Origin of the sequence: Paenibacillus cineris, assembly GCF_018333335.1 — a bacterium.
GTDB classification, from domain to species: domain Bacteria; phylum Bacillota; class Bacilli; order Paenibacillales; family Paenibacillaceae; genus Paenibacillus_AQ; species Paenibacillus_AQ favisporus.
The window spans coordinates 1,977,028-2,003,006 of the sequence record NZ_BORU01000001.1 but is presented as its reverse complement, the minus strand read 5'-3'; the positions used below and the strand labels follow the sequence as shown (position 1 = coordinate 2,003,006).

At 52.3% G+C, this 25,979-nt stretch carries 21 protein-coding genes; 6 read left to right on the top strand and 15 right to left on the bottom strand.

Features of this window, described 5'->3' with window-relative positions; genetic code table 11:
• Window positions 1–272: 272 nt before the first annotated feature.
• Genes KI379_RS09585 through KI379_RS09575 form a run of 3 tightly spaced genes read left to right on the top strand, consistent with a single transcriptional unit; the run spans window position 273 to window position 3,232 of the window.
• Window positions 273–1,394 carry an ABC transporter substrate-binding protein gene (locus KI379_RS09585; protein ID WP_244879232.1) on the top strand — a complete coding sequence of 374 codons (1,122 nt, stop codon included), beginning with the start codon at window positions 273–275 and terminating at the stop codon, window positions 1,392–1,394.
• Window positions 1,395–1,430: 36 nt separating this feature from the next.
• Window positions 1,431–2,393, top strand: a complete 963-nt coding sequence (locus tag KI379_RS09580; protein WP_373309549.1) for a carbohydrate ABC transporter permease — start codon at window positions 1,431–1,433, stop codon at window positions 2,391–2,393.
• Window positions 2,394–2,407: 14 nt separating this feature from the next.
• Window positions 2,408–3,232, top strand: coding sequence for a carbohydrate ABC transporter permease (locus tag KI379_RS09575; protein ID WP_076167304.1), 825 nt, complete (start codon window positions 2,408–2,410; stop codon window positions 3,230–3,232).
• 154 nt (window positions 3,233–3,386) lie between these two features.
• Here KI379_RS09575 and KI379_RS09570 read toward each other — a convergent pair whose 3' ends face one another.
• The 11 genes from KI379_RS09570 to KI379_RS09520 form a co-directional block, all read right to left on the bottom strand.
• On the bottom strand, window positions 3,387–4,205 hold the full coding sequence (locus KI379_RS09570; RefSeq protein ID WP_212983412.1) for an endonuclease/exonuclease/phosphatase family protein: 819 nt from the start codon (window positions 4,203–4,205) through the stop codon (window positions 3,387–3,389).
• A gap of 35 nt (window positions 4,206–4,240) precedes the next feature.
• Entirely contained in the window at window positions 4,241–7,423 is a 3,183-nt protein-coding gene (locus KI379_RS09565; RefSeq protein WP_212983411.1) for an Ig-like domain-containing protein, read from the bottom strand.
• An 85-nt stretch (window positions 7,424–7,508) separates the two neighbouring features.
• Window positions 7,509–8,258, bottom strand: a complete 750-nt coding sequence (locus KI379_RS09560) for a hypothetical protein (protein ID WP_212983410.1) — start codon at window positions 8,256–8,258, stop codon at window positions 7,509–7,511.
• Window positions 8,259–8,539: 281 nt separating this feature from the next.
• Window positions 8,540–10,288, bottom strand: a complete 1,749-nt coding sequence (locus KI379_RS09555) for a glycoside hydrolase family 35 protein (protein WP_212983409.1) — start codon at window positions 10,286–10,288, stop codon at window positions 8,540–8,542.
• Window positions 10,289–10,323: 35 nt separating this feature from the next.
• Window positions 10,324–11,601 (bottom strand): Gfo/Idh/MocA family protein, encoded by a 1,278-nt coding sequence (locus KI379_RS09550; RefSeq protein ID WP_163873205.1) that lies wholly within the window; start codon window positions 11,599–11,601, stop codon window positions 10,324–10,326.
• A gap of 18 nt (window positions 11,602–11,619) precedes the next feature.
• Entirely contained in the window at window positions 11,620–12,507 is an 888-nt protein-coding gene (locus KI379_RS09545) for a carbohydrate ABC transporter permease (RefSeq protein WP_076167318.1), read from the bottom strand.
• 15 nt (window positions 12,508–12,522) lie between these two features.
• Complete coding sequence (locus KI379_RS09540) at window positions 12,523–13,413, bottom strand: ABC transporter permease (RefSeq protein ID WP_084203737.1); 891 nt, start codon at window positions 13,411–13,413, stop codon at window positions 12,523–12,525.
• Window positions 13,414–13,523: 110 nt separating this feature from the next.
• On the bottom strand, window positions 13,524–15,254 hold the full coding sequence (locus KI379_RS09535) for an extracellular solute-binding protein (RefSeq protein WP_212983408.1): 1,731 nt from the start codon (window positions 15,252–15,254) through the stop codon (window positions 13,524–13,526).
• 119 nt (window positions 15,255–15,373) lie between these two features.
• Window positions 15,374–16,708: a response regulator transcription factor gene (locus tag KI379_RS09530; protein WP_212983407.1), complete on the bottom strand. Its 1,335-nt coding sequence runs from the start codon at window positions 16,706–16,708 to the stop codon at window positions 15,374–15,376.
• Between the two features lie 14 nt (window positions 16,709–16,722).
• On the bottom strand, window positions 16,723–18,456 hold the full coding sequence (locus KI379_RS09525; protein ID WP_212983406.1) for a histidine kinase: 1,734 nt from the start codon (window positions 18,454–18,456) through the stop codon (window positions 16,723–16,725).
• Window positions 18,347–18,580 (bottom strand): hypothetical protein, encoded by a 234-nt coding sequence (locus tag KI379_RS09520; RefSeq protein WP_179231835.1) that lies wholly within the window; start codon window positions 18,578–18,580, stop codon window positions 18,347–18,349. The genes KI379_RS09525 and KI379_RS09520 overlap by 110 nt, the downstream gene beginning before the upstream one ends.
• Window positions 18,581–18,749: 169 nt before the next feature.
• Here KI379_RS09520 and KI379_RS09515 point away from each other — a divergent pair, with 169 nt between their 5' ends.
• The 3 genes from KI379_RS09515 to KI379_RS09505 all read left to right on the top strand — a co-directional run bounded on the left by KI379_RS09515 (window position 18,750) and on the right by KI379_RS09505 (window position 21,319).
• Entirely contained in the window at window positions 18,750–19,799 is a 1,050-nt protein-coding gene (locus KI379_RS09515) for a permease (protein ID WP_212983405.1), read from the top strand.
• Between the two features lie 245 nt (window positions 19,800–20,044).
• Window positions 20,045–20,926, top strand: a complete 882-nt coding sequence (locus KI379_RS09510) for a haloalkane dehalogenase (protein ID WP_212983404.1) — start codon at window positions 20,045–20,047, stop codon at window positions 20,924–20,926.
• A 42-nt stretch (window positions 20,927–20,968) separates the two neighbouring features.
• Window positions 20,969–21,319, top strand: a complete 351-nt coding sequence (locus tag KI379_RS09505) for a luciferase domain-containing protein (RefSeq protein WP_373309547.1) — start codon at window positions 20,969–20,971, stop codon at window positions 21,317–21,319.
• 81 nt (window positions 21,320–21,400) lie between these two features.
• Here the strand turns inward: KI379_RS09505 and KI379_RS09500 are convergent, their stop codons facing one another.
• The 4 genes from KI379_RS09500 to KI379_RS09485 all read right to left on the bottom strand — a co-directional run bounded on the left by KI379_RS09500 (window position 21,401) and on the right by KI379_RS09485 (window position 25,879).
• Window positions 21,401–22,165: an SDR family oxidoreductase gene (locus KI379_RS09500; protein ID WP_212983403.1), complete on the bottom strand. Its 765-nt coding sequence runs from the start codon at window positions 22,163–22,165 to the stop codon at window positions 21,401–21,403.
• 113 nt (window positions 22,166–22,278) lie between these two features.
• The gene (locus KI379_RS09495) at window positions 22,279–23,118 is read right to left on the bottom strand and encodes a MerR family transcriptional regulator (protein ID WP_076169443.1); all 840 of its coding nucleotides are present in this window, start codon (window positions 23,116–23,118) and stop codon (window positions 22,279–22,281) included.
• Window positions 23,119–23,298: 180 nt separating this feature from the next.
• Complete coding sequence (locus tag KI379_RS09490) at window positions 23,299–24,816, bottom strand: MDR family MFS transporter (RefSeq protein WP_244879363.1); 1,518 nt, start codon at window positions 24,814–24,816, stop codon at window positions 23,299–23,301.
• Between the two features lie 142 nt (window positions 24,817–24,958).
• Window positions 24,959–25,879, bottom strand: coding sequence for a helix-turn-helix transcriptional regulator (locus tag KI379_RS09485; protein WP_212983401.1), 921 nt, complete (start codon window positions 25,877–25,879; stop codon window positions 24,959–24,961).
• Between the last annotated feature and the right edge of the window lie 100 nt (window positions 25,880–25,979).

The window sequence follows — 25,979 nt, the reverse complement described above, 5'->3', positions numbered from 1 at the left end:
TCTTATTTCAAGCAAGCGGTTCCAAAATGTTTTGTAAGCGTTTATAATGTTCGTAGAACGGACACATTTTAGGGATTTAAAGGAGTGATGATGCTGCTGCAGTACCATATAGCCGCGATGGGAGGCCGAAAACGATGGCAAAATACCGAATCTTATTAACGTGTTTATTGCTTGTTGCTTTCATGGTTAGCGGATGTTCTAGCGGGTCTTCATCTAATAGCAAAGTGAAAACGCTTACTCTTTGGTACTGGAACCGGAGTCTGGACGATAATTTGATCAACGCGGTCCAGAAGCAGTTTCCGGGAATTCGCATCAACGCCCAAAAAATCGGGGGCGACTTCAAATCCAAGCTGAAAACGACGCTCGCTGCTGGCAGCGGCGGTCCGGATATCGTGGCCTTTAACGACTGGGTCACCGAGCTGTTCCCAAGCGCCGACCGCTTCTACAACCTGTATGATCTCGGAGCGAAGGACATCGAAGGGGACTACCTGGACTGGAAATGGCAGCTCGGGGTTACACCGAAGGGCGAAATGATCGCCATGCCGATCGACACGGGCCCAACCGCATTGTTTTACCGTGCGGATCTGTTCGAGCAAGCGGGTCTCCCGACTGATCCGGAAGAGGTTCATCAAATGATGGGCACCTGGGAGGACTATTTCGCCGCAGGCGAGAAGCTGCAGAAGGCGCTCGGCGGCAAAGTGAAGCTGCTCGACAACATCGGCCAAGTCTATACCCAGGTCAACGCGCAGTCGGATAAAATTTATTTTGATAAAAATGAAAATTTCATCGGTGAGGATCCTTCCTCCTCCATGAAGAAGGCATGGGACCTGGCGGTCAAAGCCTCTCAAATGGGGCTGCTCGCCAATGCCAGCACGTTCTCCTCCGAGTGGAACGCCGCGATGAACAACGGCAAGATCGCTTCCTTCGTGAGCGCGGTATGGGCGAAGCAAATCCTGATGGACGCGGCCCCGGATACGAAGGGCAAGTGGCGCGTCGCAAGAGCTCCGGGCGGAGACGGCAACAATGGCGGCTCCTTCCTCGCCATTATGAAAACGAGCAAATACCCGAAAGAATCCTTCGAGGTGATGAGCTGGCTCCTGAATCCCGAAAACCAGGTAACCAGCTTCAAGGAACTCAACCTGTTCCCTTCCGCCACCAAGGCGCTCGATTCGGACGTCATGAAGCAGAAAGAGGACTTTTTCGGCGGCCAGGCTACCGGTGAAATTTTTACGGAGTCTGCGCGCAACGTGAAGCCCGCCTATTTCGGCACGAAATACGCCAACCTGAACGGCATCGTGAGCCGCGAGCTGTCATCGGTCGCCCTTCAAGGCAAAAACCCGGATAAAGCATGGGAAGATGCACTATCCAGAGTGAAAAAGGAGCTGCTGCGTTAAACGGTCATACCATCCCGACAATGGAGGTAGAGTCTTATGGGTCAACCATTACAGAAGCGAACTCAATTCGATCCCGGCAGCTCCATGCAGGTGCCGGAGCGGAAGCGGGGATTGGGGTCTGAAATATGGAAGCACCGGAAAGAATACCTGGCCATCTCCCCTTTCTATATTTTGTTTGCCGTCTTCGGCTTGTTCCCGATCCTGTTCTCGATGTATCTTTCTTTCCAGAAGTGGGACGGCATCGGCGTGATGACCTTTAACGGTCTGAACAATTATCAGTTCATGGTCACCGATCCGGAATTTTGGAAGGCGGTCGGCAACACACTTTTGATCTGGATTTATTCGACCATTCCGATGCTGTTCTTCGCGCTCATCATTGCGTTTTTGCTGAATGCGTCGTTCGTGCGGTTCCGTACCTTCTTCCGGATCGGTTACTTTCTGCCGAACGTCACTTCACTCGTTGCGGTGGCGATTGTGTTCAGTACCGTGTTCTCCAACAACTACGGACTTTTGAATTATCTCCTGTCCCTGTTCGGGATTTCCCCCGTGGAATGGCTGAACAAAACCTGGGGCATCCAGCTGGCCGTTTCCATCATGGTCATCTGGCGCTGGGTCGGTTACAATGCGATCATTTATTTGGCGGGACTCCAGAGCATACCTACGGTCCTCTATGAGGCCGCCAAAATTGACGGAGCCACCGGCATCCAGTCCTTCTTTCGCATCACGATCCCGAATTTACGGCCGATCATTCTTTTTACCGTCATTACTTCAACCATCGGTGGCATGCAGATCTTCACCGAATCGCAGGTGCTCGTCGGCAACGACGGCGGCGTCAGCGGCGGAGGTCTGACGATCGTTCTCTACCTGTACCGCGAGGCATTCGTGAACAATTACTTCGGCTACGGCTCGGCCGTCGGCTGGGGCATGTTCATATTGATTGCCCTCATCTCGATCTTCAACTGGCGGGTAGTTCAGGGCGGCGGTGCCAAAGATGAATAAACGGGGTGATACGCATGGTTAAAAGGAAGTCTTCTATCCTGCTGTATTTCGGATTGATCGTCGGACTCATCGTTTCCATCTTTCCTTTTTACTGGCTGGCCGTTATGGCCACGCGTACGACTGCGGAAATCTACAGCTTCCCGCCCAAGTTCTGGTTCGGGACGCAGTTTATCAGCAATGTGACGCGGGTGTTTCAGAACATCGATTTCTTCGGCGCGTTTCTCAACACGCTGTTTGTGGCCGGCTGCAGTACTTTGCTGGTCCTGTTCTTTGATTCCCTTGCAGGCTTTACGTTTGCGAAATTCAAATTTCCCGGCAAAAAGTGGCTGTTCGTCCTGCTGCTCGCCACGATGATGGCGCCGTCGCAGCTCTCGCTCGTTCCTTCCTTCGTCATCATGGCGAAGTTCGGGTGGGTAGGCTCCTTCAAGGCGCTGATCATTCCTGGAATGGCCAACGCCTTCGGCATTTTCTGGATCCGCCAGTACGCGGAGGAATCCGTTCCATCCGAACTGCTGGATGCCGGCCGCATCGACGGCTGCGGCTTCTTCCGGCTCTATTGGAACGTCGCGATTCCAATCCTTCGCCCGGCGCTGTCATTTCTGGGAGCGTTCACCTTCATCGGTTCCTGGAACGATTACCTCTGGCCGCTGATCATTCTAAACGACGAGCGTAAATTTACGCTGCAGGTGGCGCTTTCCTCCCTGAACGGAATTTATGTGACCGATTATGCGATGGTCATCGCGGGAACGCTGCTCGCGGTCATTCCGCTCATCATTTTGTTCCTGTTCGTCAGCAAGCAGTTTATTTCCGACATCGCTGCCGGGGCGATCAAAAGCTGACAGGCCTGCCAGTACTTATGGAAAAGGAAGTCATATGCCGGTCCTGATAAACTGAGGAACGCTGTCAAAAGAACCCTTGGCAAATGGAAAAAGGAAAACCCGCCCATCCGGGCGGGTTTTCACGCTTTTTATAAGCAGGCATATCACGGGGCCATCATCGCTTGAACACGACGTCAACAGCGATTGGCCGGTGGTCTGAAGCTTCCGTCCTGATTACCCGTTGATTCGAATGCTGAACTTCAGGGGACGTTACGATGTAATCGATTGTTTCGGACGGCTGGTCGGCCGGAAACGTATAGGCATCTTCGATTCCTTGAAAGCTGTTGACGAATAAACCGCTGGCTAACAGAGCTTCAACCTCCGAACTGCCAGGTTCCGCATTAAAATCCCCCATGAGAAGCTTGGGTCCCTTAACCGTGGAAGCCAGGTTAACGATTTCCTGTACCTGCGCCTTCCGGCTTTCGGCATCGAGTCCCAGATGCGTATTATACACATCCACATGAACTCCCCGTAAATTGACCACCGCATGCAGAACGCCCCGCTGCTCATCGCCGAAGCTGCTGAGCAGCACATTGTCAAAGCGGAGGATCGGATACTTGCTCAGGATGGCGGTCCCATATTGGCGGTTGTTCGCCTGGCCATCCGCCGGTTCCAAATCCAGATTGGCACCATACGCGTAGTGATAGCCGAGCAAGCCTGCTAATTCCTTGGCTTGGTCCTGAAAGTCGCTCCGCTCTGCGAAAAACCGGTCCACTTCCTGAAGACCAACGATCTCCGCGCCGGAATCCCGGATCACATCCTCAATTCGTTTCAGGCTAAGCTGTTCATCCAAACCGACGCCATGATGTATGTTGTACGACATCACGGTAGTGCGAATTTCCTTGCCATTCCCGTGACCAGCCGCCATGGCGCTCGTTGAAAACAAGGATACGATCAGCAGACTGACGATCGATGTGATGAAGTGTTTTTTCATGATTAACTCTCCCTTCAAAGGTTAGATAACGACTTCTATTCATGAAGAAGCGATTCCGCATCGCGAAGCAGGTACTCCGCAGCGTCGGCAGATACATGTTTTCCCTTTTGAGCGTTGACTTCATGAATAAAACTGCTTACATGTTGATTCTGCAGCTTTTTCAGCAAGCTATTCGCAATCCCTCTGTTGTCAATCCAGCCGGCTTCTGCGAAACGCTGAACCAACTCCTCAAGAGCCGCGTTGCTTGTTTTCACATCAAAGTCAACGGACTTTGCGCTGGTATTCCCCGCCAAATCGCTGGCTTTCACGGTAAACGTATGCGCTCCCAGAGCCAGCTTATACATTGGCGTGTCGCTTAAATCCGTCAGAACTTTTCCGTCCAGCAAGACTTCCGTTTTCGCATTGTCAACGCCGGTCCATCGATCCGTTATTTCAAATCTCGGCTGGAATGTACCTGAGGTGAATTCAGATGTAGTCACAGGGCCGAGCCTGATTTCGGGGGCTGTCCAATCGACGGTTATTTGGCTGGCAACCTGAAAACTTCCGTCTTCCGTCGTGGCCGTTATGACGGCTTTGCCTTCCCCTATTGCCTTCACCCGCCCTTCCGCGTCTACCTCAACCACCTGATCATCATCGGTGCTCCATTTGACTTTTTTATTGGTCGCGTTGCTGGGACTAACGGCAGCCTGCAGTGCTGCACTGCGGTCGGAAGTCGCATTAAAAACGATCTCCGGTCGGTCGATCGAAATACCGGTGACGGGTACATGTTCAGGGGTATGCTCAACGATAAGCTCATTCAGCGCGATATTGCCCCATACCCGGTTCGCATCATTCACTTTCAGCCGCAGTTTATAAGCATGCACAGTCGGAAAGGTGACGGTTTGGCTTTCTTTGGTGCTGTCGTTAAGCTTCCATTCGACCGATGCACCAGGCAATGCGGTTAGCCAGCCGCTGCCGTCATAATACTCCACGTCAAACTTGGTAATCCCTTGACCTATGCCGAAAAAGGTAACCAACGTGACCTTGTTGACAGGTACCGGATCATGTCCGTAATCGAGCGTGATATATCCCGGAAAAGATACGTTAACGTCGCTTCCCCATGCCGAGTTCAAATTGTTGTCGATAATGTTTGTGATCGTGCCCGCACCCGTTGGGAAGGACGTGGTGACCATGTCTTTGGATAAATCCGGATTGTTATATAGTTCTAGTTCGTTCAGCGTGATCCTGCCGGACAGCGCATTTCCTCCATGCACCTTCAATCGGATCTTGGAAAACCGGGTGAGCGGAAACTCTACGGATTTGATCTCATTGGCGCCGTTATTCAAATCCCATGACAGGTGAATATTCGTCCGGACAGGCACCCATCCTGAACCGTTGTCGTATTCCAGATCGAAATCCGTGATCCCCGATTCCTGCCCGAATCTCGTATTGAGCTTCAATTGATTGGCAGAAATGGTTTGACCGCCAAAGTCAAGCGTGATATATCCCGGAAAAGAAGGCGAACCCTCGGTAGACCAAGCCGTATCGTAAAACTTATCGTTGATGTGTTCAATAGGCTGTGAAGATGATGATCGAAATGTCGTGCTTGCGGCTGCCTGCGGTGCCAAGTCATCGACAGGCGTGCTGACCGGCCGGATCTGAACGACATCGATTGGGTCAGGCATAGAACCGGCTGGAGGCACGCTGCCTTCGTATTCGTGTGCGCCGATATCCGGAGCCTCATTGTATAACGGATTGCCGAAGTAGTCCCTGCCTCCGTTTTCATTGATGCGAATGCCTGCACCGATCAAAGGAGAATCGGCCAGCAGCTTATAACCGTCGACGGTATTCATCCCATCCGCTCCGCTGCCGGGATTCGCAAATTTCGGATCGCCGGTTACCCCATGGGCATCGGCCTGAACCAGCGTGTTCCCCCCGTAATAAGCGTTGTAGTCGAACGTTTGCCCTCTCAAATCCCAGCCTTTATCCCCGAGACTGTAATAGACATTGTTGTAATTTTTAATGTTGCGCGGAGCGCCGGAAGCCTTGGTGAAATAATCGCTCATAACCGGGTTCCCTGATGATTTGCCGACATACACCGTATTATTGTAGTTATACACGTTGTCGATCGATCCGCTGTACCGGAAAATGCTTTTTCGGTCATTCTGGCTGATGTTATACCTTACGACCGTATTGATCGTGTCATACGTATCGTTTACAAACAGCATAAATCCGCCTGCATTATCATGGCTGTAGTTGTACTGGACGAGCGAACCGATGTTTCCTGCGTCCACGTCAAAGCCGTGACCGTCTTCAGCGCCGTTGACGCTGGCAAAAGATTCGTTGAATTGGACAAGATTGTTGTCCGAATACGCCCACCAAATGGAAGCATTCGTTGCCAGATATGTAGCCTGCCCCACCGTATTGCGCTCGACAACCGCTCCATCGGTTACGTTCCAGGCAATTCCTCCCGTTGCAGCTCTGAGGACGGTGTTGTTGGATATTTTCACACGAGTCGAAGGCGTCCAAGGCCCGTAAGGCTTCGGCACCCATGGCCATAAATCGCCCATTCCGTTACGCAGGATGCAGTTGGAACCGATGTAAATGCCATACGCATCCACGTCCGTCAGCATATTACCGTCAATCAGGACGTCGTCAAAAGCGCTGGGCGTCGTTGACCCGACCGAGTCGACAATAATTCCGCCGGATCGAGTCGTATAAGAACCGTCTACATCATGAATGTTTAAATTTTTAATATGAATATGGTGCAGCAGTCCCGCTTCTTCGTTTAAGATGTAGACGCCCCGCCGTTGTCCGCGCGGGTTTTCCCAGTCTCTGTCAAATGGCAGTGGGGAGCTGTTCGTCACTTCTAGGTTGCTGATCTCCCAATACTGCTGATTTTTCAACAAGACCGCTTCCAGTTCTGACGTCACGCCGGCGATTAACGGCTTGCTGCCTTCCCCATACTTATCAATGATGATGGGATTTCCCTGTTCGCCTGAGCCTTTGGGCCACAGCCTGCCATTCCAGCTTTCCCCGGCTTTAAACAAAATTTTGTCACCCGGGGAAAAGGTAGTTGCATTGACTTTGTCCAATGTCTTCCAGGCAGAACCTTCGCTTGTTCCGTTATTCCCGTCGTCCCCTCCTGTACTGTCTACGTAATAAGTCGTTCCGGATGCCATCGCGGCCTGCGGCAAAGCGGTGAAGAAAGAACAAACCATGGAGACAATCAAAGTCATGCAGAACACTTTACCTCCCCATTTCCTCAAAAAGCATCATCCTTTCGTTTTATCATGTATGTAAAGCCCATTAGGCGTTACATCGTTACATTTGAAACGAATCGTATGGTCCCTGGTTCACGACGACCTTTGCTTCGGAGATGCGTTCGCGGACATAGCCCGCGTATTTATAGTCGATGTAGTCTTTGACTACTTGGTCTTTGACAGCGTCAAATGACTGATCCTTCGTTTCCACGCTTTTTCGAGACTCGTAAAACAGCTTCAGCTGCTGTTCATCGGGCTTCCAATCGTGTTCCATCAGATGGTTTTTGACGGATACGATTGCGTTTGTCATGACGTATTCAAAATAAGCATCCTCACTGTAGGAGACGGGTCCGAAAACAACCTGATGATCGCGGATCGCTTTTTGCCTTCTCTTGTTTTCACGCTCGAGGGACTGTTCAAAACTGTCCTCATCGATATCCCGCAGCACTCCCTGCTCCTGCGCAATGATTTGCTGAATTTTGATGTTCACACTTGTTTCCAGCGCTCTTTTTTTGATCATCTCTACCGGAAATTCTCCTCCGTAAGCCGTGGTCCAAAACGCAGGCGACGGCTCTACGCCATATTTCTCATAAAAATAGCTGATGACTCCAGCTTTATTTGCAGTGATGGCTCTGCGGAATTCGTTGATATGAACGGGTACACCGTTAACCGTCGCGATCACCTCAGCGTGATGCTTCGTCTTTGAAAACCCGGACCCTGCAGTGAATATAACGATCACAGAACCTAAGACCAACAATCCGGCAATCACCAGCCATTTAGGACTGCCAAAATGATGAATGATTTTAACCATATGCATCCCTCGCCAGCCTATTTTTTGATCATGCTGTAATCAATATCGCCTTTAATCTTTGACGTGTTATATCATTATAAAGCCCGAAAGAAAGCGCATCCATTTCTCGATCTTTACAAACCTTTCACTTTCTTTACCTCATGAATCCGGTCGTGGATACCTCATCAGGGGATCTCTTAAACTTTGGATTCAACACTAAGGCCGGCTCAACGCAAAAAAACTCTAAGCCTGATCAATGATCAAACTTAGAGTTACAAGGAGCTGGTAGATCCATAAAGCGGCTATCCTAAATCCGCCCGCTCACCAAAATCAATTTCCGGCAGCTCCGTACCGTACAATTCGAAAACGACGATTTCGTTGGCACCCTCCCGCAAAAGCGGTCCCGGCACATACAGCGTTTTTTGCGGCCCGATGTTCCAATACCGACCTAGGTTGAAGCCATTGATAAACACGACGCCCTTCGTCCAGCCGTTCAAGCTCAGAAAGGTGTCTGCCCGTTCGTGAACCTGCAGCTCCCCACGGTAAAAGGCAGGGCCTTGCTGCGGCTGCAGCGCGTGAAATTCGAGACCGGACAAGTCGGTTAACGGCAGCGGGTATGTCGTCCAGTCCGATAAAAACTGCCTTCCGTGCCGCACGCCCTCGGTGATCCCCTTCCTGTCTTTCATATACGGGCCATAATTGATCCGGCCCATATTCTCCACGAGCAGCGTAAGCTGGACGCCGCCCGGCGGAACCGCGAACTCGATTTTCGTATCGGGCTCGCTGCGGTCCAATGTCCCGGCAAGTTCCCCGTTCAGATAGACCAGAGCGCGGTCGCGCAGGTCCTGAACGAACAGCTCCTCCTTAGGCCTCGGGCCGGGGATCAACGTGCTGTACTGAATAAAACCGTAGTTCTGGCCGAGCTTCTCCATCGGTTCGGGATAGGGAGAGCGCACCGCCGCCGAAATCCGGTCCAGATTGCCGGCCAAGGGAGCAAGCTCCGTCATTGCCACTTTACCGTATGCTTTCTTGGCGATGGGGTCCGGCAGCCCGTCCGCTGCAAGCGGCTTATACTTTGCGATGATGTCACGAACGGCAAAATATTTGTCCGTCGGCTCACCGTTTTCGTTTAACAGCGCATCATAATCGTAGCTGGTGACCGTTGGCTCATAGCTGTCTTCCGTATGGCCGTTGGCTCCGCTCCAGAAGCCGAAGTTTGTTCCCCCATGAAACATATAAAAGTTAACGGAGGCTCCCAGGCTGAGCATTTCATCCAGAACAAAAGCGGCGTCTTCCGCGGGACGGGTATGATGCTCCTCACGCCAGTGGTCAAACCAGCCGTCCCAGAATTCCATGCACATGACCGGCGCATCCGGCTGATACTCCCGCAGCTTCTCGAAGGATTCCCGGGCACGGGAGCCGAAATTGACCGTTGCCAGGACGTCTTCCACCATCCCGCCCTGGAGCATGGCGTCTTCCGGACCATCCGAAGTAAACAGAAGCACGTCCATCCCCCGGCTGATCATCGCATTTTTCAAATAGTTCAGGTACGGCTTGTCGTTGCCGTAGCTCCCGTATTCGTTTTCGATTTGCAGCGCGATCACCGGGCCTCCCTGGGTACAGAGCAGAGGCTTCAGCTTAGGAAGGAGCACATCATAATAATCATCGACATGGTCGAGGAACGGCTGATGGTAACAGCGCAGGCGCATATCCGAATCCGCCAGCAGCCAGGAAGGCAGCCCCCCGAATTCCCATTCCGCGCAGATATACGGTGATGGCCGAACGATAACATAAAGTCCGAGGCTGCCAGCCAGTTCGATAAACTTCACCAAATCAGCGATGCCCTCAAACTGGAATTCCCCTTTCTGCGGTTCATGCAAATTCCACGGCACATACGTTTCCACGGTGTTCAAACCGCAGGCTTTCAGTTTGATGAGCCGGTCCTCCCAATACTCCGGTACGACACGGAAGTAGTGAATCGCTCCCGACAAAATTTGAATCGGCTCATCATTCATATAAAAAGCAGATCCCGAATATCGAAACGTAGACATAAGTTCCTCCTGTGGATTAGGTTGAAGGTATCGTATTAAACTGATGGCTCGCGGACGGCGTAACGCTGTTCGAACTCCTTCAAACGGATGATCTCGCCCGCAATTCTGGACTCTTCAGCGGCGAACGCCATCAGATGGCTCTGGACGGAATGGTCTGCAGATGTAAGGCCTTGAGCCTTGGCGTCCGCCCGTACCAGCTTGAGGAAATCGCTCATCAGCTTCATATCGCCGCCGCCATGGCCCACATGGCCGCCCATGTCCCCGAACGTAATCCGTTCGACTTTGCCGCTGCCGAAGTGAATGATTTCGATTTCGTTTTTCTCCATCGCTCCGCGGATTTCCCCGGTCGTGCCCATCAGCTTGATCGTGCGGCTGACGTCTCTTGTAAATGCGCTCATCGTAAACGCAGCCGTGATACCGCCCTCAAACTCGAGATTCACGACCTGATGGTCGACGACGTCATTATCGCAGTGATATACGCATCTGCCGTATGGCCCTTCCTGCAGCGCTTTGTAACGGGCTTCGTAGCTCATGTCGTCACTGATGGCCGAAGTCGGCCAGTTCGTATTATCGGTTAAATATTGATCGGGCGCATAATAGAGGCATTCATCCGCGACCGGACAGCCGTCCAGGCAGCGGAGCGGAGCTCCTTCAGGCGCTTCGGATGCCGTAAAATGGCTGAGCGTGCCGAAGGAAGATACTTTGACGCAGTCCGCACCGGCAAGCCACAGCAGAATATCCAGGTCATGGCAGGACTTGGCCAGAATCATCGGACTGGAGTCCTCCTTGCGGCGCCAATTCCCTCGGACAAAGCTGTGCGCTTGATGCCAGTACCCCACATTCTCATTATGCTGGATCGACATCAGCCGCCCGATCGCACCTTCTGCCAGCAAGCTTTTCAGCGTCTGGAAAAACGGCGTATACCGGAGGACATGACAGATGGAAAACACAAGTCCGGCTTGCGAAGCCATCTCCCCCATCCGGATGCATTCCCCGGGATCGGGTGACATCGGTTTTTCCAGCAGCACGTGATAGCCTGCCTGCAGCGCCTGCATGGTCGGCTCGAAATGCTGTTGATCCTGGGTACAGATCAGCACGGCGTCGGCCATCTTCGGAGCTTGGAACAGATCGTCCCAATGCTCAAAGCACATCGAATCCTCCAGCCCGTGCCTCGCCTGAAAGCTTTCCCTCCGTTCCTTGACCGGCTCCGCCACGGCAACTACCTCAAGCTCATGCGGATGCGACAGCGCATATTCCAGGTAATTGATGCCGCGCAGGCCCGCTCCGATCAAGGCGACTTTTACTTTTTTCACGTCTTCTTTCCCCTTTCGTTATTCCTTGACGCTTCCGACGGTCATCCCTTTGACGAAGTATTTTTGCAGGAACGGATATACGACCATGATCGGCAGCGCCCCCATAAAAATCTGCGCCGTCTGCAGCGTTTTCTCGCTCAAATTTTCCATCGCTTTGATTTGTTCAATGGAGACGGACGTCATTTGGGAATTGATCGACATAATGAGCGTGGACAAATAGGTTTGCAGCGGATATTTCTCCGGTGAATTCAAGTATAAGATGCCGTCGAACCAGGAATTCCAGTGGCCAACGATCGTAAACAGGCCGATGGTCGCGATCGAAGGTAAAGAGACCGGCAAATAGATCCGCCATAAAATTCTCCAGTGTCCCGCACCGTCGATCGTGGCCGCCTCGTCCAGCTCCCGCGGAATGGTGCGGAAGAAATTCAGCATCAGCACCATGTTCCATACGTTCAGCGCGCCCGGCAAAATCAGCGCCCAGATGGAATCGATCAAACCTGTATTTTTCACGATGATATACGTGGGAATAAGACCTCCGCCGAAAAACATCGTAATCGCAAAGAACCAGACATAGACCGTCCGATACTTAAACTGGTCGACCGACTTGGATAGCGGATAAGCCGAAATAAAGCACAGGAACATGTTGACCGCCGTGCCGAGCGCTACCCGCTCAATCGAAACCCCAAACGAACGGAAAAACTCTACCTTTTGCCCCAGGTACCGGTATGCGTCAAAGTTGAAGCCGACCGGCCACAGTTTGACCTCGCCGGCCATTGCCGCCGTATTCGAACTGAGGGACACGGACAGAAGGTGGATAAACGGAATAATGCCAAGAAGCGTAATCGCCGTCAGCAGCGCCGAATTGAAAATGACGAACATTTTTCTGCTCAAAGTTGGTTTGTGCATCTCTCTGCCTCCAGCTTAAAAAATGCGATAATTGTTGTATTTGTAAGCCGCGTAATAGGTTAGCGACACCAAAACCAAAGATATCGCGGATTTAAACAGTCCGACGGCGGCGGCAGGTCCGAATTGCTGACTGAACATACCAAGCCGGTATACGAACGTATCGATGATATCCGCTCCCTCATACACGGTCGGGTTATACATGATCAGGATTTGCTCAAATCCGGCATTCAAAATCCCGCCAAGGCTGAGCACTCCGAGTAATATCAATATCGGTGCCATGCCCGGCAGCGTAATGTGAATCATCTGCTTCCATCTTCCCGCACCGTCAACCTCGGCCGCTTCGTACAGCGTGGCATTGATTCCTGTGATGGCGGCGAGCATAACGATCATGTTATAGCCCATCCCTTTCCAGACGTCGGACCCGATCACGATGCCGCGGAACCACTCGTTATCCAGCATGAACATGATCGGCTTCAGCCCCATTCCCGTCAACAGTCCGTTTACGGGTCCACTCAGGGAAAACAGCTCGATAATGACACCGCCTAGAACGGTCCATGATAGAAAAAAGGGCAGAAATACGGCCGATTGGATAAAGCGGGAAAACCACCGCTTGGTGACTTCATTCAGCAGCAATGCCAGAATGAGCGGAACTAACAGGAACAACACCATTTTAATAACCGCGATCACGATCGTATTCCACAGCACCTGCTTGAAATCAGGCATGGCAAATACATATTTGAAATTGTCAAAACCAACGAACTTCGAATGAAAAAAGCCGGACAGCGGCTCAAACTGCTGGAAAGCCATGACGAGACCGGCCATGGGGCCGTAGGCATAAATCAGCGTCACGATAACGCCGGGCAGCAGCATGAGATGAAGGATATATTCCTTTTTCAGCGTTCTCACAGATGGACCTCCCCGTTCAATCGTAAACAGGAGGAATCGCCAGGACTAAAGCAGGCTCCTCCTCCCGTTTCACTTTATTTCAGGATTGCTAGCGGCAATCGCGAATCGAATTATTTCGCAGCCTGCTGACTGTACCAGTCGTTAACCTCTTTGGTAATTTGATCGCCGCCAAGGGATTTCCAGCTCTGAACGAACTTGTCGAAATCGTCCAGGGATCCGCCCAAAATGATCTTCGTAAACGCTTCCTGCATCAGCTTATCGAGCTGGGCGCCTTTTTCGACCTGCGTTTCCGTCGGCAATCCGAAGAACTCGTTGTTCACGAAAGCTCCGCTTTCCTTGATCTTCCGTGTCATCCCCCAACCGCCGTCTTTCGCCGCGCGGCTGAAGTATTGGCCCCAGTTTACGCCTTTGGAAGCATTAGCCGTGTTGCCTGCAAGGTAATCCTGAGCTGCTTTGAACACATCGGCCACATTTTTGTAGTTCTCGTCATCCAGCGTAATTTCGGTCTGCTTCGCATCGAGTGCCTTGTTGACTTCCGTGTAGATCGTATCGATCTGGGCCGGGTTATAGATCCGCGGATTAAACCAGTTATAGACATATCCGTTTTCCGCTTTGTTTTGTTCCATGTATTTCTTTTTGCCTTTTTCGATGTAGAAGTTGATCATTTTGATGGCAGCTTCCGGATTTTTCATTTTCTTGTTGACGGCATACACTTTTCCGCTCCGGATTTTAGGTACCAGCGATTTGCCCGGACCGTCCAGACCCGGAATTTGAATGGCGATCCACTCTGCCTTCGGGTCCTTGTCCACGTTCAGGTTCAGCGGATAGTTCGGATACCACCATTCCCCGTACACGATGCCGACTTTGCCTGCCGTAATGTCTTCGACAGCCTTGTTTTCGTCCTTCAAAGCGAACTCTTTGTCCAAAATGCCGTCTTTGTACCAGGATTGCAGCTTGCCAAGCGCATTCTTCACTTCCGGTTGAATCAAGCCGGGAATCAGCTTGCCGCTGCTGTCCTTGATCCAGGCGGATTGATTGTCGCCAATCGACGGATACGCCCCGAAGCCGTTAAAGAAGCCTCGCAGATCATAAGCCCAGAAGAACAGATTTTTTTGCAGCGATACGCCGTACGTATCGTTTTGTCCGTTTTGGTCCGGGTCGTTCTCAACAAATGCCTTCGCGACCTTATCCAGGTCATCCATCGTCGCAGGCGGCTGCAGTTTCAGGTTGTCGAGCCAGTCTTTACGAAGCCATAGCAGCTGCGTCGACAGGAACGGGTCCTCGAATGCAGGGATACCGAGCAGCTTACCGTCTTCGGAAAACGTCTTCATCGCAAAGCCGCCGTCGGACTCCATGTATTTCTTCAATTCCGGCGAAGCGTAATCGTTGTAAGCTGCGGTCAAATCAGCAAGCATGCCCTGCTTCTTCAGCTTTTCGAAGTTTTTCTGGTCCAGCTCCATAATGTCCGGCAGGTCGGCCGAAGCCATCGCGAGCGAGAATTTTTGCTCGAATTGGCTGGATGGAACGGTCCACTTGTACTTGACCTCGATGTTTAACATGTCTTTCAGATCTTTGAGGTAAGCATTTTGGTCAGGCGTAATGCCTTTCGGTGTCCGCGGGTCCTCTGGCGGGTTATAACCGAGCACCTCCGTTACGGTTACCGTTTCAGGGTATTTGCCAAGCGGCTCGGGCGGTGCGTCTGTGCTCTTGGTTTCTTCCTTGGATGCCGGTTCTGAGGCGGAGTTTGCCGACGAATCGTTCCCCTGGCTCGAGCATGCCGTGAATAACGAAAGAGAAATCGTGGCGAGCAAAAGCAATTTCCATGGCTTGTGTAATTTCATATTGATGGCCTTCCCCCTTTGTATGCTGTCATCTTGTTATCGCTTCACGTCATCATTATAGATTCCGAAGGAAAGCGCTATCAATTTTGAGTTTTTTACTTTGCTTTCACTTTTTTTACTTATTTGGAGTTCCGGTATTCCTGGGGAGAAACCCCCATCTTTTTCTTGAAAAAGGTCGTGAAATAGGAATGCGAATCGAAGCCGACCCGGGCGGCGATTTCGATTAACTTCAGATTGGTGTGCTGCATCAGATGCAGCGCGCATTCCAGTTTTTTCGACTGGATGTAATCCTGCAAATTTTGTCCGGTCATCTGTTTGTAGTAGCGCGACAAGTAAGACGGATTGAAATGGACATGCTCCGCAATCGCGGTCAGGGACACATCACCGGACAGATGGTGCTGGATGAAGCTCTGAATCTGGTTGATCACCCAGGATTTCATGTCTTCCTGCTTCATTTGCCCGGATTCCGGCGAAAATTCTTGATGGGCCTGCTCAATATCAATCACGATCATCTTGTGGCCGAACGAGACCCGGGACTCCAGTGCACCGAGCAGCGCGCTGTATTGGTCGCGGATCGTCTCCCAGCCCTTGCTCAAATCGCCGGAAACGCCGAATGACACGGATGCGCCCAGCAGGCCTTCGCATTCATTTTGCACCAGTTCCAGGATCCCCTTCATATACGCCATGAATCCTTTCCAAGCCGGTGCCTCCGGATCAGGGTGAAGGAAACGGCCGAGCAGTTCCGCCTGCGGCTGAAGCAGCCACACAACGATATGTTCATCCGATATGGAGGACTCACAGGTGATCGAGTCAGGCAGGTTATTATGAAACGCTCTTTGCACGGATTCCAGCGCTTCCTGCGGTTTCAAATCCTCCGGGTTGTCGATCCTGCCGATGACTACAAATGCCGGTTCTTCCGCGTTCAGCCGGAAATCCAGCTCCTCGTACCGGGGATCGGCCAGAAGCGAAGCTGCAGGTTCCCCCTTCAGCATCCTTCTGATGCGTTCATTTTTCAAGACGGGAGCCGCGATTTGAAAATGCATGCTGGCCTTTTCTTCCCGGATTCTGCGGCTGTTCTCCTCGTCAAGCTTATGGCAGGCTTCCCCAACGGCCCGAAAAATCGGGTCGATACCCTCTGTTTTTAATATGTAATTGTCCGCACTCTTCCGCAGCGCAGCCTGCACGTAATCGAATTCGCTGTAACCGGTCAGAAAAATGATTCTGCAGTGCGGCCAATAATAAGCAATTTCGTCGACCAGCTGCAGTCCGGTTTTTTGGGGCATCCGGATATCGCTGACCAAAATGTCGAGCTTCATCTTCTTGGCGATGCTCAGCGCCTGAGCGGCTGAATAGGCTTTACATACATCGAGTTCGAATTCGGTATTTTCCTGAAAAAGCTGAATCAGCCCGTTTACGATAACCGGCTCGTCATCCACGATCAACAATCGGTACATAATGCTGCCTCCTTTTATGTCTCTGGTATAATGGTCAGGTTGATTTTTAAGCCGCCATGCATGCTTCTTGACGCCGTTAAGCCGCTCTCCGGCCCGTACTTGAGCTTGAGGCGATTATTGACGTTGATCAAACCCGTGTTCTCGATCGATTTTGAATCCCTGGCGAGCTTGGTGTTCAACTGTTCGATCATGGCATCGGTAGCCAAATTCCCGTTATCTTCGACCGTCACGCACAGTTTCCCTTCCCGGTATTCCGTCCGGATGTAGACCTTTCCCTCCATCATGCCGTCTTCAAAGGCGTGCTCAAACACATTTTCCACGATCGGCTGAATGATCAGCCGCGGCACCGTGATGGTAGCGGGGACTTCCGTCTGCTCCTCGTATTCGAAATGTACCCGATTGGAAAAACGGATGCACTGAATATCGCAATAATCAAGCGCGTGACGGTACTCTTTATCGAAGGGCACCTCGTCCGCACCGCTTCTCGTAATGTACTGGTAATAGCTGCCGAGACGCTGGGAGAGCTCAGCAGCGCTGTCCGAATCGCCTACTTTGCACATCATGTAAATATTAAAAAAGCTGTTGTACAGAAAATGCGGATTGATCTGGGACTGAAGCTGCTTCAGCTGGGAGCGCTGCAGCGCTATTTTTTGCTCATAGTTATCCTCGATCGAATTTTTGAGCTTGCGTGCCATATTGTTAAAGCTGTTGAAGACGTAATGGAACTCATCCTTCGTTTTGGATTCGATCATAATGTTCAGATTGTCAGTCTCGATCATATGAAACGCCTTGACCAGCTTGGATAAGGGCCTGTGGATCATTAGATTGACGGAAAAAGAGTACAGGATCATCACGATGATCGCGATGATGAACAGGGTGTAGAACCATGTAATAAATTGGCTCAACGGGCGCGTGATCTCATTTTGATTCACATACATGATAAGCGATAAATGCAGCGAACTGACGTCATTGGGTGTAATAAAATAGTTCACGCCGTGCATCTTCCGCATCCCAGGCATACTCGAATTATGCAGGCTTTCATCATCAAAAAGCCCCAAAACCGCAGCGGACTCCCCCTGCTCCTGCGCTGTCGTCAGAACGGTTCCCGCCTCTTTATCCCCGAGCAGCACTTCGGACTGCGGATACAAATTGGCGATTTCCCTCAAAGCCTCCAGCAGCTTGGGTCTGGAAATCTCGATATAAGACCAGACCGCGCCGTTATTTTCCGTTTCGATGAAAAAAATCCGGCTTCCGCTCCTATAGAACGATGGTTTGGGCGTAACGGCCATGAGCGACGAGATCAGCTTCAGTTCCTCATTGGGCGTATTGGTCACACCCGAGTCCGTGGAAATCGTTTTGCCGATGGCTTCGACGTACACGCCCGCATTCACGACATATTCGCTGGAAACGGTCAGTGTCGCAAGCCGGTCCCGGACCTGATCGATCAGCTCCACCTCTTCATAATTTTCCAGCATGCTTCCCCGGAAGCTGAGCTTCTGCAGATCTTTGTCATTTAACAGCTGAAGCTGCAGGTTTCGGATAAAGTACATTTCTTTATCGAGCTGTTTGCTGTAGAAGGACGCACCTGCCAAAGATGAGTTCAAAATCGCATCCTTGGTGATGGACATCCCCTTATAGTTAAGCCAGATATTCATCGAAATGAGTGGAAGCAAAAATAAAATAAAAACGATGACGATTTTCTGATACACGTACCACCGTGATGCTTTTCCCGCAGATTGCAGCTTCATGCTCTACCCCCGTTAGTCCAATGTCGCCGATAAGCATGCCATCAGCATACTCAAAAAACTTACTTTTTTCGATAAAATTCTCGCTTTTTCCTCTGAACAATAATTCAGCAAAAACAGTCCACATCCTTCTTCGGTTCCCCTTCGGGATGATAAATGTCCTCCGTCCGGCCAAACCTGTGGACCTTTACCCCGTTTTGTCCTGTTTTATGATATAATGGATTGCTTGCAACTTAGGTTGATATGCAGGAATGGCTTCATCTCACATTTTAAATACGCTTGGAGGATAGATCGCCATGTCACCCGCTAGTCCAAATATTCATCGTCAGAATCACAGAAAAACGATTTGGCTCGTGGTTCTGTTTATTCTTATCGCCGCCATCGGCTTGTCTTATGTCAAATGGTGGCCGTACTATCAAAAAGCATTTAAAGCCGCAGCCGAGCACAGCATCGGATCGTCCATTCTTGGAGCGGGCGGATCGGCGCCTTCCTGGCACTCGGCGGTTTCCTATGCGGAGACGTACTTCAAGTCGGTTTGGAAAGCGGCCGTTCTCGGCATTCTGCTTGGTTCGCTGGTCCAGGTGCTGCTGCCTGTCCAGTGGCTGTATAAGCTGCTTGGCAAAACGACGTTTAAGAGCACCCTGATCGGCGGGGTCGCCTCCCTGCCCGGCATGATGTGCACCTGCTGTGCCGCCCCGATTGCGAGCGGCCTGCGCAAGCGCAACGTGTCCGTCGGGGCGGCGCTCGCTTTCTGGCTCGGCAACCCGCTGCTGAATCCGGCAACGCTTATCTTCATGGCTTTCGTGCTGTCCTGGAAATTCACATTGCTGCGCATTGTTCTGGGACTGGCCCTGACGTTCGGCGTGAGCTACTTCGCGAACCGCTTTGCCGGTTCCTCCGAAGTGCCGGAACCGCTGGAGGAAGCAACGGTCGTCAAGGAAACGGACCGCGGACCTTTCCTGTTCCGCTGGGCCAAGAGCCTCGGCTTGATGATTCTGAGCGTTGTTCCGGCATACCTGATTGCCGTCCTGCTGCTGGGTGCTTTCCAGTCCACCCTGTTCCCGGTATGGGTAGGCGGCGGGATCGCTGCTATTATCCTGTTCGCCATCGTCGGCACGCTGTTTGTCATTCCGACGGCTGCCGAAATTCCGATCATCCAGTCCTTTCTGTCCCTGGGCGTCGGTTCGGGCCCAGCCGCCGCGCTCCTCGTGACGCTCCCGGCAGTCAGCCTGCCGTCCATGCTGATCGTGGCCAAGTCGTTCCCGCGGAAAGTGCTGCTGTTCGTGTTCGGCGGGGTCATCGTGACCGGACTAATCAGCGGCCTGCTGGGCGCTTGGCTGCTGTAATTGCGGTGATACGCATATAAAATCAAAGCAATCCATCCACAGGAATTTCGTGGATGGATTGCTTTTTTTCTTTGGGCTGGATAAATGAATGGGAGGCAAAGAAAAATGTAGGCGATTTTTAGTTGACTACTCAACTTAATTGCGTTATCATTTTCGTAGATCAAGTTTACAAGTCAACTAAATAAAAATCAAAACGCACACTCGTTGCCCAACAGCAGCGGTGTGAGCAGAAGGGTGAGATACGTATGGTTAGCGGAGCATTTCCTTATGAAAAAAAGCGTCAACGGGTTTATGATTTAGAGATGGCTTATGTAGAGGTCGGCAGTGGTGATCCGATCGTTTTCCTGCATGGTAACCCTTCCTCCTCTTATCTATGGCGCAACATTATTCCTTACGCACAAAACGCCGGGCGCTGCATTGCCCCCGATTTAGTCGGGATGGGAGATTCCGATAAACTGCCGGTTAGCGGTCCGAACGCCTACACCTTCGCTCAGCACCGGGAATACCTCGACGAGCTTCTTAACAAACTTGGGATTTATGAGAAGATCACCTTCGTCGTACACGACTGGGGCTCTGCTTTGGGATTTGATTGGGCGCGGCGGCATCCTGGCGCTGTGAACGGTATCGTGTATATGGAAGCGATTATCAAACCCAGCAGCTGGAGCGAAATGCCGGAACAAGGACGTAAAATATTTCAAGCGCTGCGGTCTGAAGAAGGTGAACAGATGATACTGGAACAAAACTCATTCCTGAATGTCAATCTCCCCGTTAATGTCATCCGTCAGTTAACGAAGGAAGAGCAGGAGGAGTATCACCGCCCCTTTGTCGAACCAGGGGAAGGTCGTCGTCCGATGCTCTCCTGGGCCAGGCAGCTTCCTTTTGACGACGGGTCAACGACGGAGGTGAATGAAATTGTCGCGGCTTATGGCCACTGGCTGGCACACAGCCCCGTCCCCAAATTATTCATCCATGCCGAACCGGGAAGGACTTCGCCATCCCAATTGGATTTTTGCCGCAGTTGGCCCGAGCAGACCGAAGTGACGGTGCCAGGGCTTCATTACCCGATGGAAGATGCCCCTGATATGGTTGGGGAGGCCCTTGCCTCTTGGTTGAAAAGGCTGAAATAGAGCTTGGACCAAATCTGCTTGTGGAGAGGAGAACTTGATCAGATGACCATTTCTCGAAGGGAAGTCCTATCGGATGAATTGCTGTCATGGACAGGTGTAACGGTTAGCCCCCACCGATTCGGCGGAATTGAGTTTCTTTATGGGGGAAAAGAAATAGGTCATATACATGGGGACCATCTGGTTGATCTGCTCTTGCCCAAATCGAAACGGGATGACGTGGTAGCCACCGGTCTTGCCAACCCGCATCATATGTTCCCTCATTCGGGTTGGGTATCTATTCATTTGAAGTCTGAAAAGGACATGACCAACGCAGCTGAACTTTTGCGCTTCAAGTATGAATATTTGGTGAACAAGATAGATGGCATCCGTTCGGAAAAAGAAACAAGCGGCTAAAATCGAGCCGCTTGTTTTTTTGATGTTCTGGGTTGTTTGTGGCAACCATGGTCCGAACGGAAAACGATGACCGCGGGTCACTTATAAATGCGAACCTCCGGTCGCATCGAGCATTTGCCCCGTCACCCAGCGGCCGTCCGGTGAAGCCAGGAAAGCGACGGCATCCGCGACGTCCGCGGCCTCTCCGATTCGTCCAAGAGCGGACATTTCCGCCGCTCCCTGACGGGCTTCCGGCGTGTTCAGCCAAGAGGCGTTCACATCGGTGTCGATAATGCCGGGGAGCACGGCGTTGACGGTAATGCTGCGCGGACCCAGCAGCTTCGCAAGGTGCAGCGTAAAGGTGTTCACCGCCCCCTTGGTCATGTTGTAGGACATGATATGCGGAAATGCGATTCGGGTCACACCTGAAGAAATATTGATAATCCGTCCTCCGTCCCGCAGCCGATCCATCGACTGCTGCACGAGAAAGAACGGCGCTTTCACATTCACGGCAAACACCTCGTCAAAGTCTGCCTCCGTTGTTTCTTCCATCGTTTTCGATGTTCCGATACCGGCATTGTTCACCAGAATGTCATAATGGCGGCTGCCTGTCCGCCGGGTCAGTTCGGCATCCAGTGATTCAAGCAGACGATGGACACCTTGGATGTCCTGAAGATCGGCACCGATGGCAAACGCCCGGCCTCCCTGTTCCTCAATCATCTGTACGACCTCGTCCGCTGCATCCCTGCGGCTGCCGTAGTGGACCGCAACAAGCGCACCTTCAGAGGCAAGACGCAGTGCAATGCCCCTTCCTATTCCCCGGCTGCCTCCGGTCACGAGAGCTGTTTTTCCTTCTAATCTTTTCATCCCTGCTCACTCCTTCTTCTCTTCTGTGGTTTGTAAACCCACTGTACACCCTCCCCTTAAGGGGAGAGTCAACACCTGGAGTGAGCCTTTGTCTAAAAATAAAGAATCAAGTGCTAAAGAGTACCGCGCAGCGGGAGGAAGACTTCGGACCTGCGGAATTTTCCGTACATGTCTCGTTCGGCGGCAATATAGACTTCACGGACCGGCTCACCGGGTAACGGTTCATATCCCTGCGAAGCGGCCCATTCCATGACATGCGCTGCTGCAGGACAGTGGGCGGCATAGGGGTTGCAGTCATGAATCAGAGATGCGGCGGTTTCATAGCCGGGCAGCTCTACAATGCGGACGCGACCGCGCTCTGGCGTCGGTTCCTCAAGAGGAAATGCCACTTCGATGTCAATGACTTCCCTTTCGCCGTTCCCGCCCGCGTCATGCCAGAGAAGAATCAACGGTCCGTCCGCTGTTCCGCAGCCGTTAGCCATGACATAGTCCCTGACCTCATTAACCAGCAGGCAGAGGTCCTGCCGCGGGATCGTATCCCTGACCGAGGCGGCCCATTGCGGCTGCAGCTCGCGGAGCGTTACGGCTTCGGATCCATCCACCGCAGCCGCCCCGACTTGTTCCAGCCGCTGCATTCTCCGGTCGATTTCTTCCAGCTGACGCTGTGCTTCCTCGATGGCGGTCTCCAGATCAGCCCGCTTCATAGCGAGCGTATCCGCAGCCGTACCGGGCGTTCCCTCCTCCTGAAGCAGCGGAGCGATCTGCTCCAGTGTCAGCCCAAGCTCTTTAAAAGCTCGAATGCGTTCCACCGTCAGCAAATGATCGGCGGAATAATACCGATAGCCGGAGCTCTCGTCCACAGCGGACGGTTTCAGAATCCCCAGCTCATCGTAATAACGCAGCGTTTTGATCGATATCCCGCTCATTTTGGCAAAAGCGCTGATTTTAAACATGCTCTTCTGTTCCCTTCCCTGGTAATATCCTAGCTTCATTGTATGGAGGTACTGCAGCTGCGTCAATTGGGGACTGGCAAACACCTAACCATGCTGCACTCCCAAAAAATAAGGCTGCAGTCCAGGGCATCCATGATGCCTCCAGATTGCAGCCGTGGTGATCTTAGCTCAATTTTTTACTTAGTGAACCGGAGAGTATTCCTTCCCTTCGCCGCCTGCGGGAGCAACCTCCGCCGTATGATCCAGCTTCTTACTGCCCATAAACAGTGCCGCAAGCAGGGCCAGAATCGCAGGCACGCAGGCCCATGCGAACGTCTGGACGATTGAAGAAGCGAGCATCTCGGAAATGTTATGCAGCACTTCAGGCGGAATGAGCGAGCGTGTCTCCGGAGCCAGCAGCGCATGCGGGTCCTTGATATCGATCCCCGCCGGCATTGCCGCTGCTCCTCCCGCGTTTGCTGCGCCAGCCCCCGCAGAGCCGAACCCTTTCGTCATTTCATGTGTAAACGAATGGCTCTGAATCAATCCGAAGGTCGTGATCCCGATGGTCATGCCGAGCGAGCGCAGGAAGTTCAGCGTCGAGCTCGCCGTTCCCCTTTGGCGGTAGTCCAAACCATGAATGGCTGCGTTTCCGAGCACCGAAAACGACGCGCCGATTCCAAGCCCGATCAGAATCATATAGATCGTCACGATCAGCCGGGTCGAGTTCACCGATAAGGTGGCGACCAACGCCGTGCCGACCAGGAATAACAGCAGCGTCGGAATCAAAATGTTCCGGTACGGCATTTTGTTCATCAGACTGCCGCCCAGCGTCGCCGTGACGACCGAGCCGACCATCATCGGCAGCAGCACCAGCCCCGAATTGGTGGCCGAACCGCCCAGCACACCCTGGATAAAAATCGGGATATACACCGAAGCCGCAATAAATGCCGCGCCGCTGAACAGGCCGACCAGGACGCTGGTAGCGTACAGCCGGTTTTTAAACAATCCGAACGAAATAACCGGCTCTTTCGCTTTGGTCTCGGCATACAGGAAGGCGATCAGCAGCACCGCAAATCCTCCGAACAAGGAGAAGATCTCCCAGGAATCCCAGGCGATTTCCTTGCCGCCCAGCTCCAGGGCGAACATGAGGCAGATCACCGCTCCCAGCAGCGTAAAGGCGCCGAACCAGTCGATCGGCTGCTTGGAATGCTCATGCGACTCCTTGTAGAAAAACGCCACCATGATGAAGGCGATGACGCCCAGCGGCAGGTTGATGTAGAAAATCCACTCCCAGGCGATATGATCCGTTATGTACGCCCCGAGAAGCGGTCCGAAAATGCTGGACATGCCGAACACGGCGCCGAACAAACCGCCGAGACTGCCGCGCTTCTCCAGCGGGACCGCATCGAACATGATCGTAAACGCGATCGGGACCAGCGCTCCGCCGCCAATACCCTGAACCGCCCGGTATAAGGCCAGTTCCGTGATCGTGGTCGCCGTGCCGCACAGCGCAGACCCCAGCATGAACAGAATAATCCCGAAGACAAAAAACTTTTTGCGGCCGTACATATCCGACAGCTTTCCGAAGATCGGCATCCCGGCCATTTCCGCCACCATGTAGGCCGAGGTGACCCATACAAACTTATCCATGCCGCCGAGCTCACCCACGATATTTCCCATGGCCGTGGCAACGATGGTGTTATCCATCGAGGCCATCAGGATGCCCAGCAGCAGGCCGGCGATGACGACCGGAAGACTGCTTTTTTGTGCAGGTTTCACGTTCTCAAACACTCCTTTAAATTTCTGATTTCTCTGTAACCGATTCTGAGTGTAAACAAAAAAGTATGACAACTGTATGTCATACTTCTGAGTATTTCTGAATCATTTTTTTTAATTTGGCGTGGACAGCCTCCCGAAGCTCAGGGGGCTCCTTCACCTCGGCCCCGTCGCCGAAGCTGAGCAGCATCGGGATAAGCCACTGCGTTCGCTCCATATGCTCCAGGGTAATGCTAAGCAGGAACGAGCCGTCGTCGAGATACGTTTTCTCCGCTCCATAGAAATAGTCCATCGCTCTCGCCAGGCAGTCGGCGGAAAAATGAATTACCGCATGCACCGGGTTTCCTTGGTTGTGCAGATGCTTAAACGTCACTTCCTCGGGAGCCGCATGCTTGTGCTTCGTAAAATGCTCGCCCATCGCCTGCAGGTCGGCCATCCGGGACAGCCGGAATTTCCGGTAATCCTGGCGGTCCCGGCAGTAGGCGAACAGGTACCAGACGTCGTACTCGTAAATCAGCCGCACCGGTTCTACGACGCGCTCGGTCTTCTCGTTTCTGGCGTTGATATATTTGAAGCGCACGACACAGCATTCCGTGATCGCCGCCCGCAGCAGCCGCAGAGAGTCATTATACAGCTGCCGGCTCGCTAGATTCATCGACAACACCGGCGAATCCTTTTCGTGCTGGATGGTCTTCAACTTTTGAATCGTTTCGGCCGCCTTTTCGTCCTCGAACACGGTCGACATGCTGGAGAGCAGCGTCACGAGCGACCCGACGTCATACGAACCGAGCAGGCTTTTTTCCATTTTATAATCCTTGATGATACCGAAACCGCCCTTGACCCCTTGGTAAGACACCACTGGAATGCCAGCCGCGCAGATGACATCGATATCCCGGTATATGGTCCGCTGCGAAACGTTGTACTTCTCGGCCAGCGCCGACGCGGTAATAATTTCGTGATTCAGCAGCATGTAAATCATCGATATGATGCGTTCGAGCTTCAATGCGTTTTCCTCCTGCACCTGTTCGCCGCCGTTCTTCAAACGGTTAGCAGTTCTCTACGCCTCATTATAATTTACGGTACTTCTTCAGCGCAAAACTATT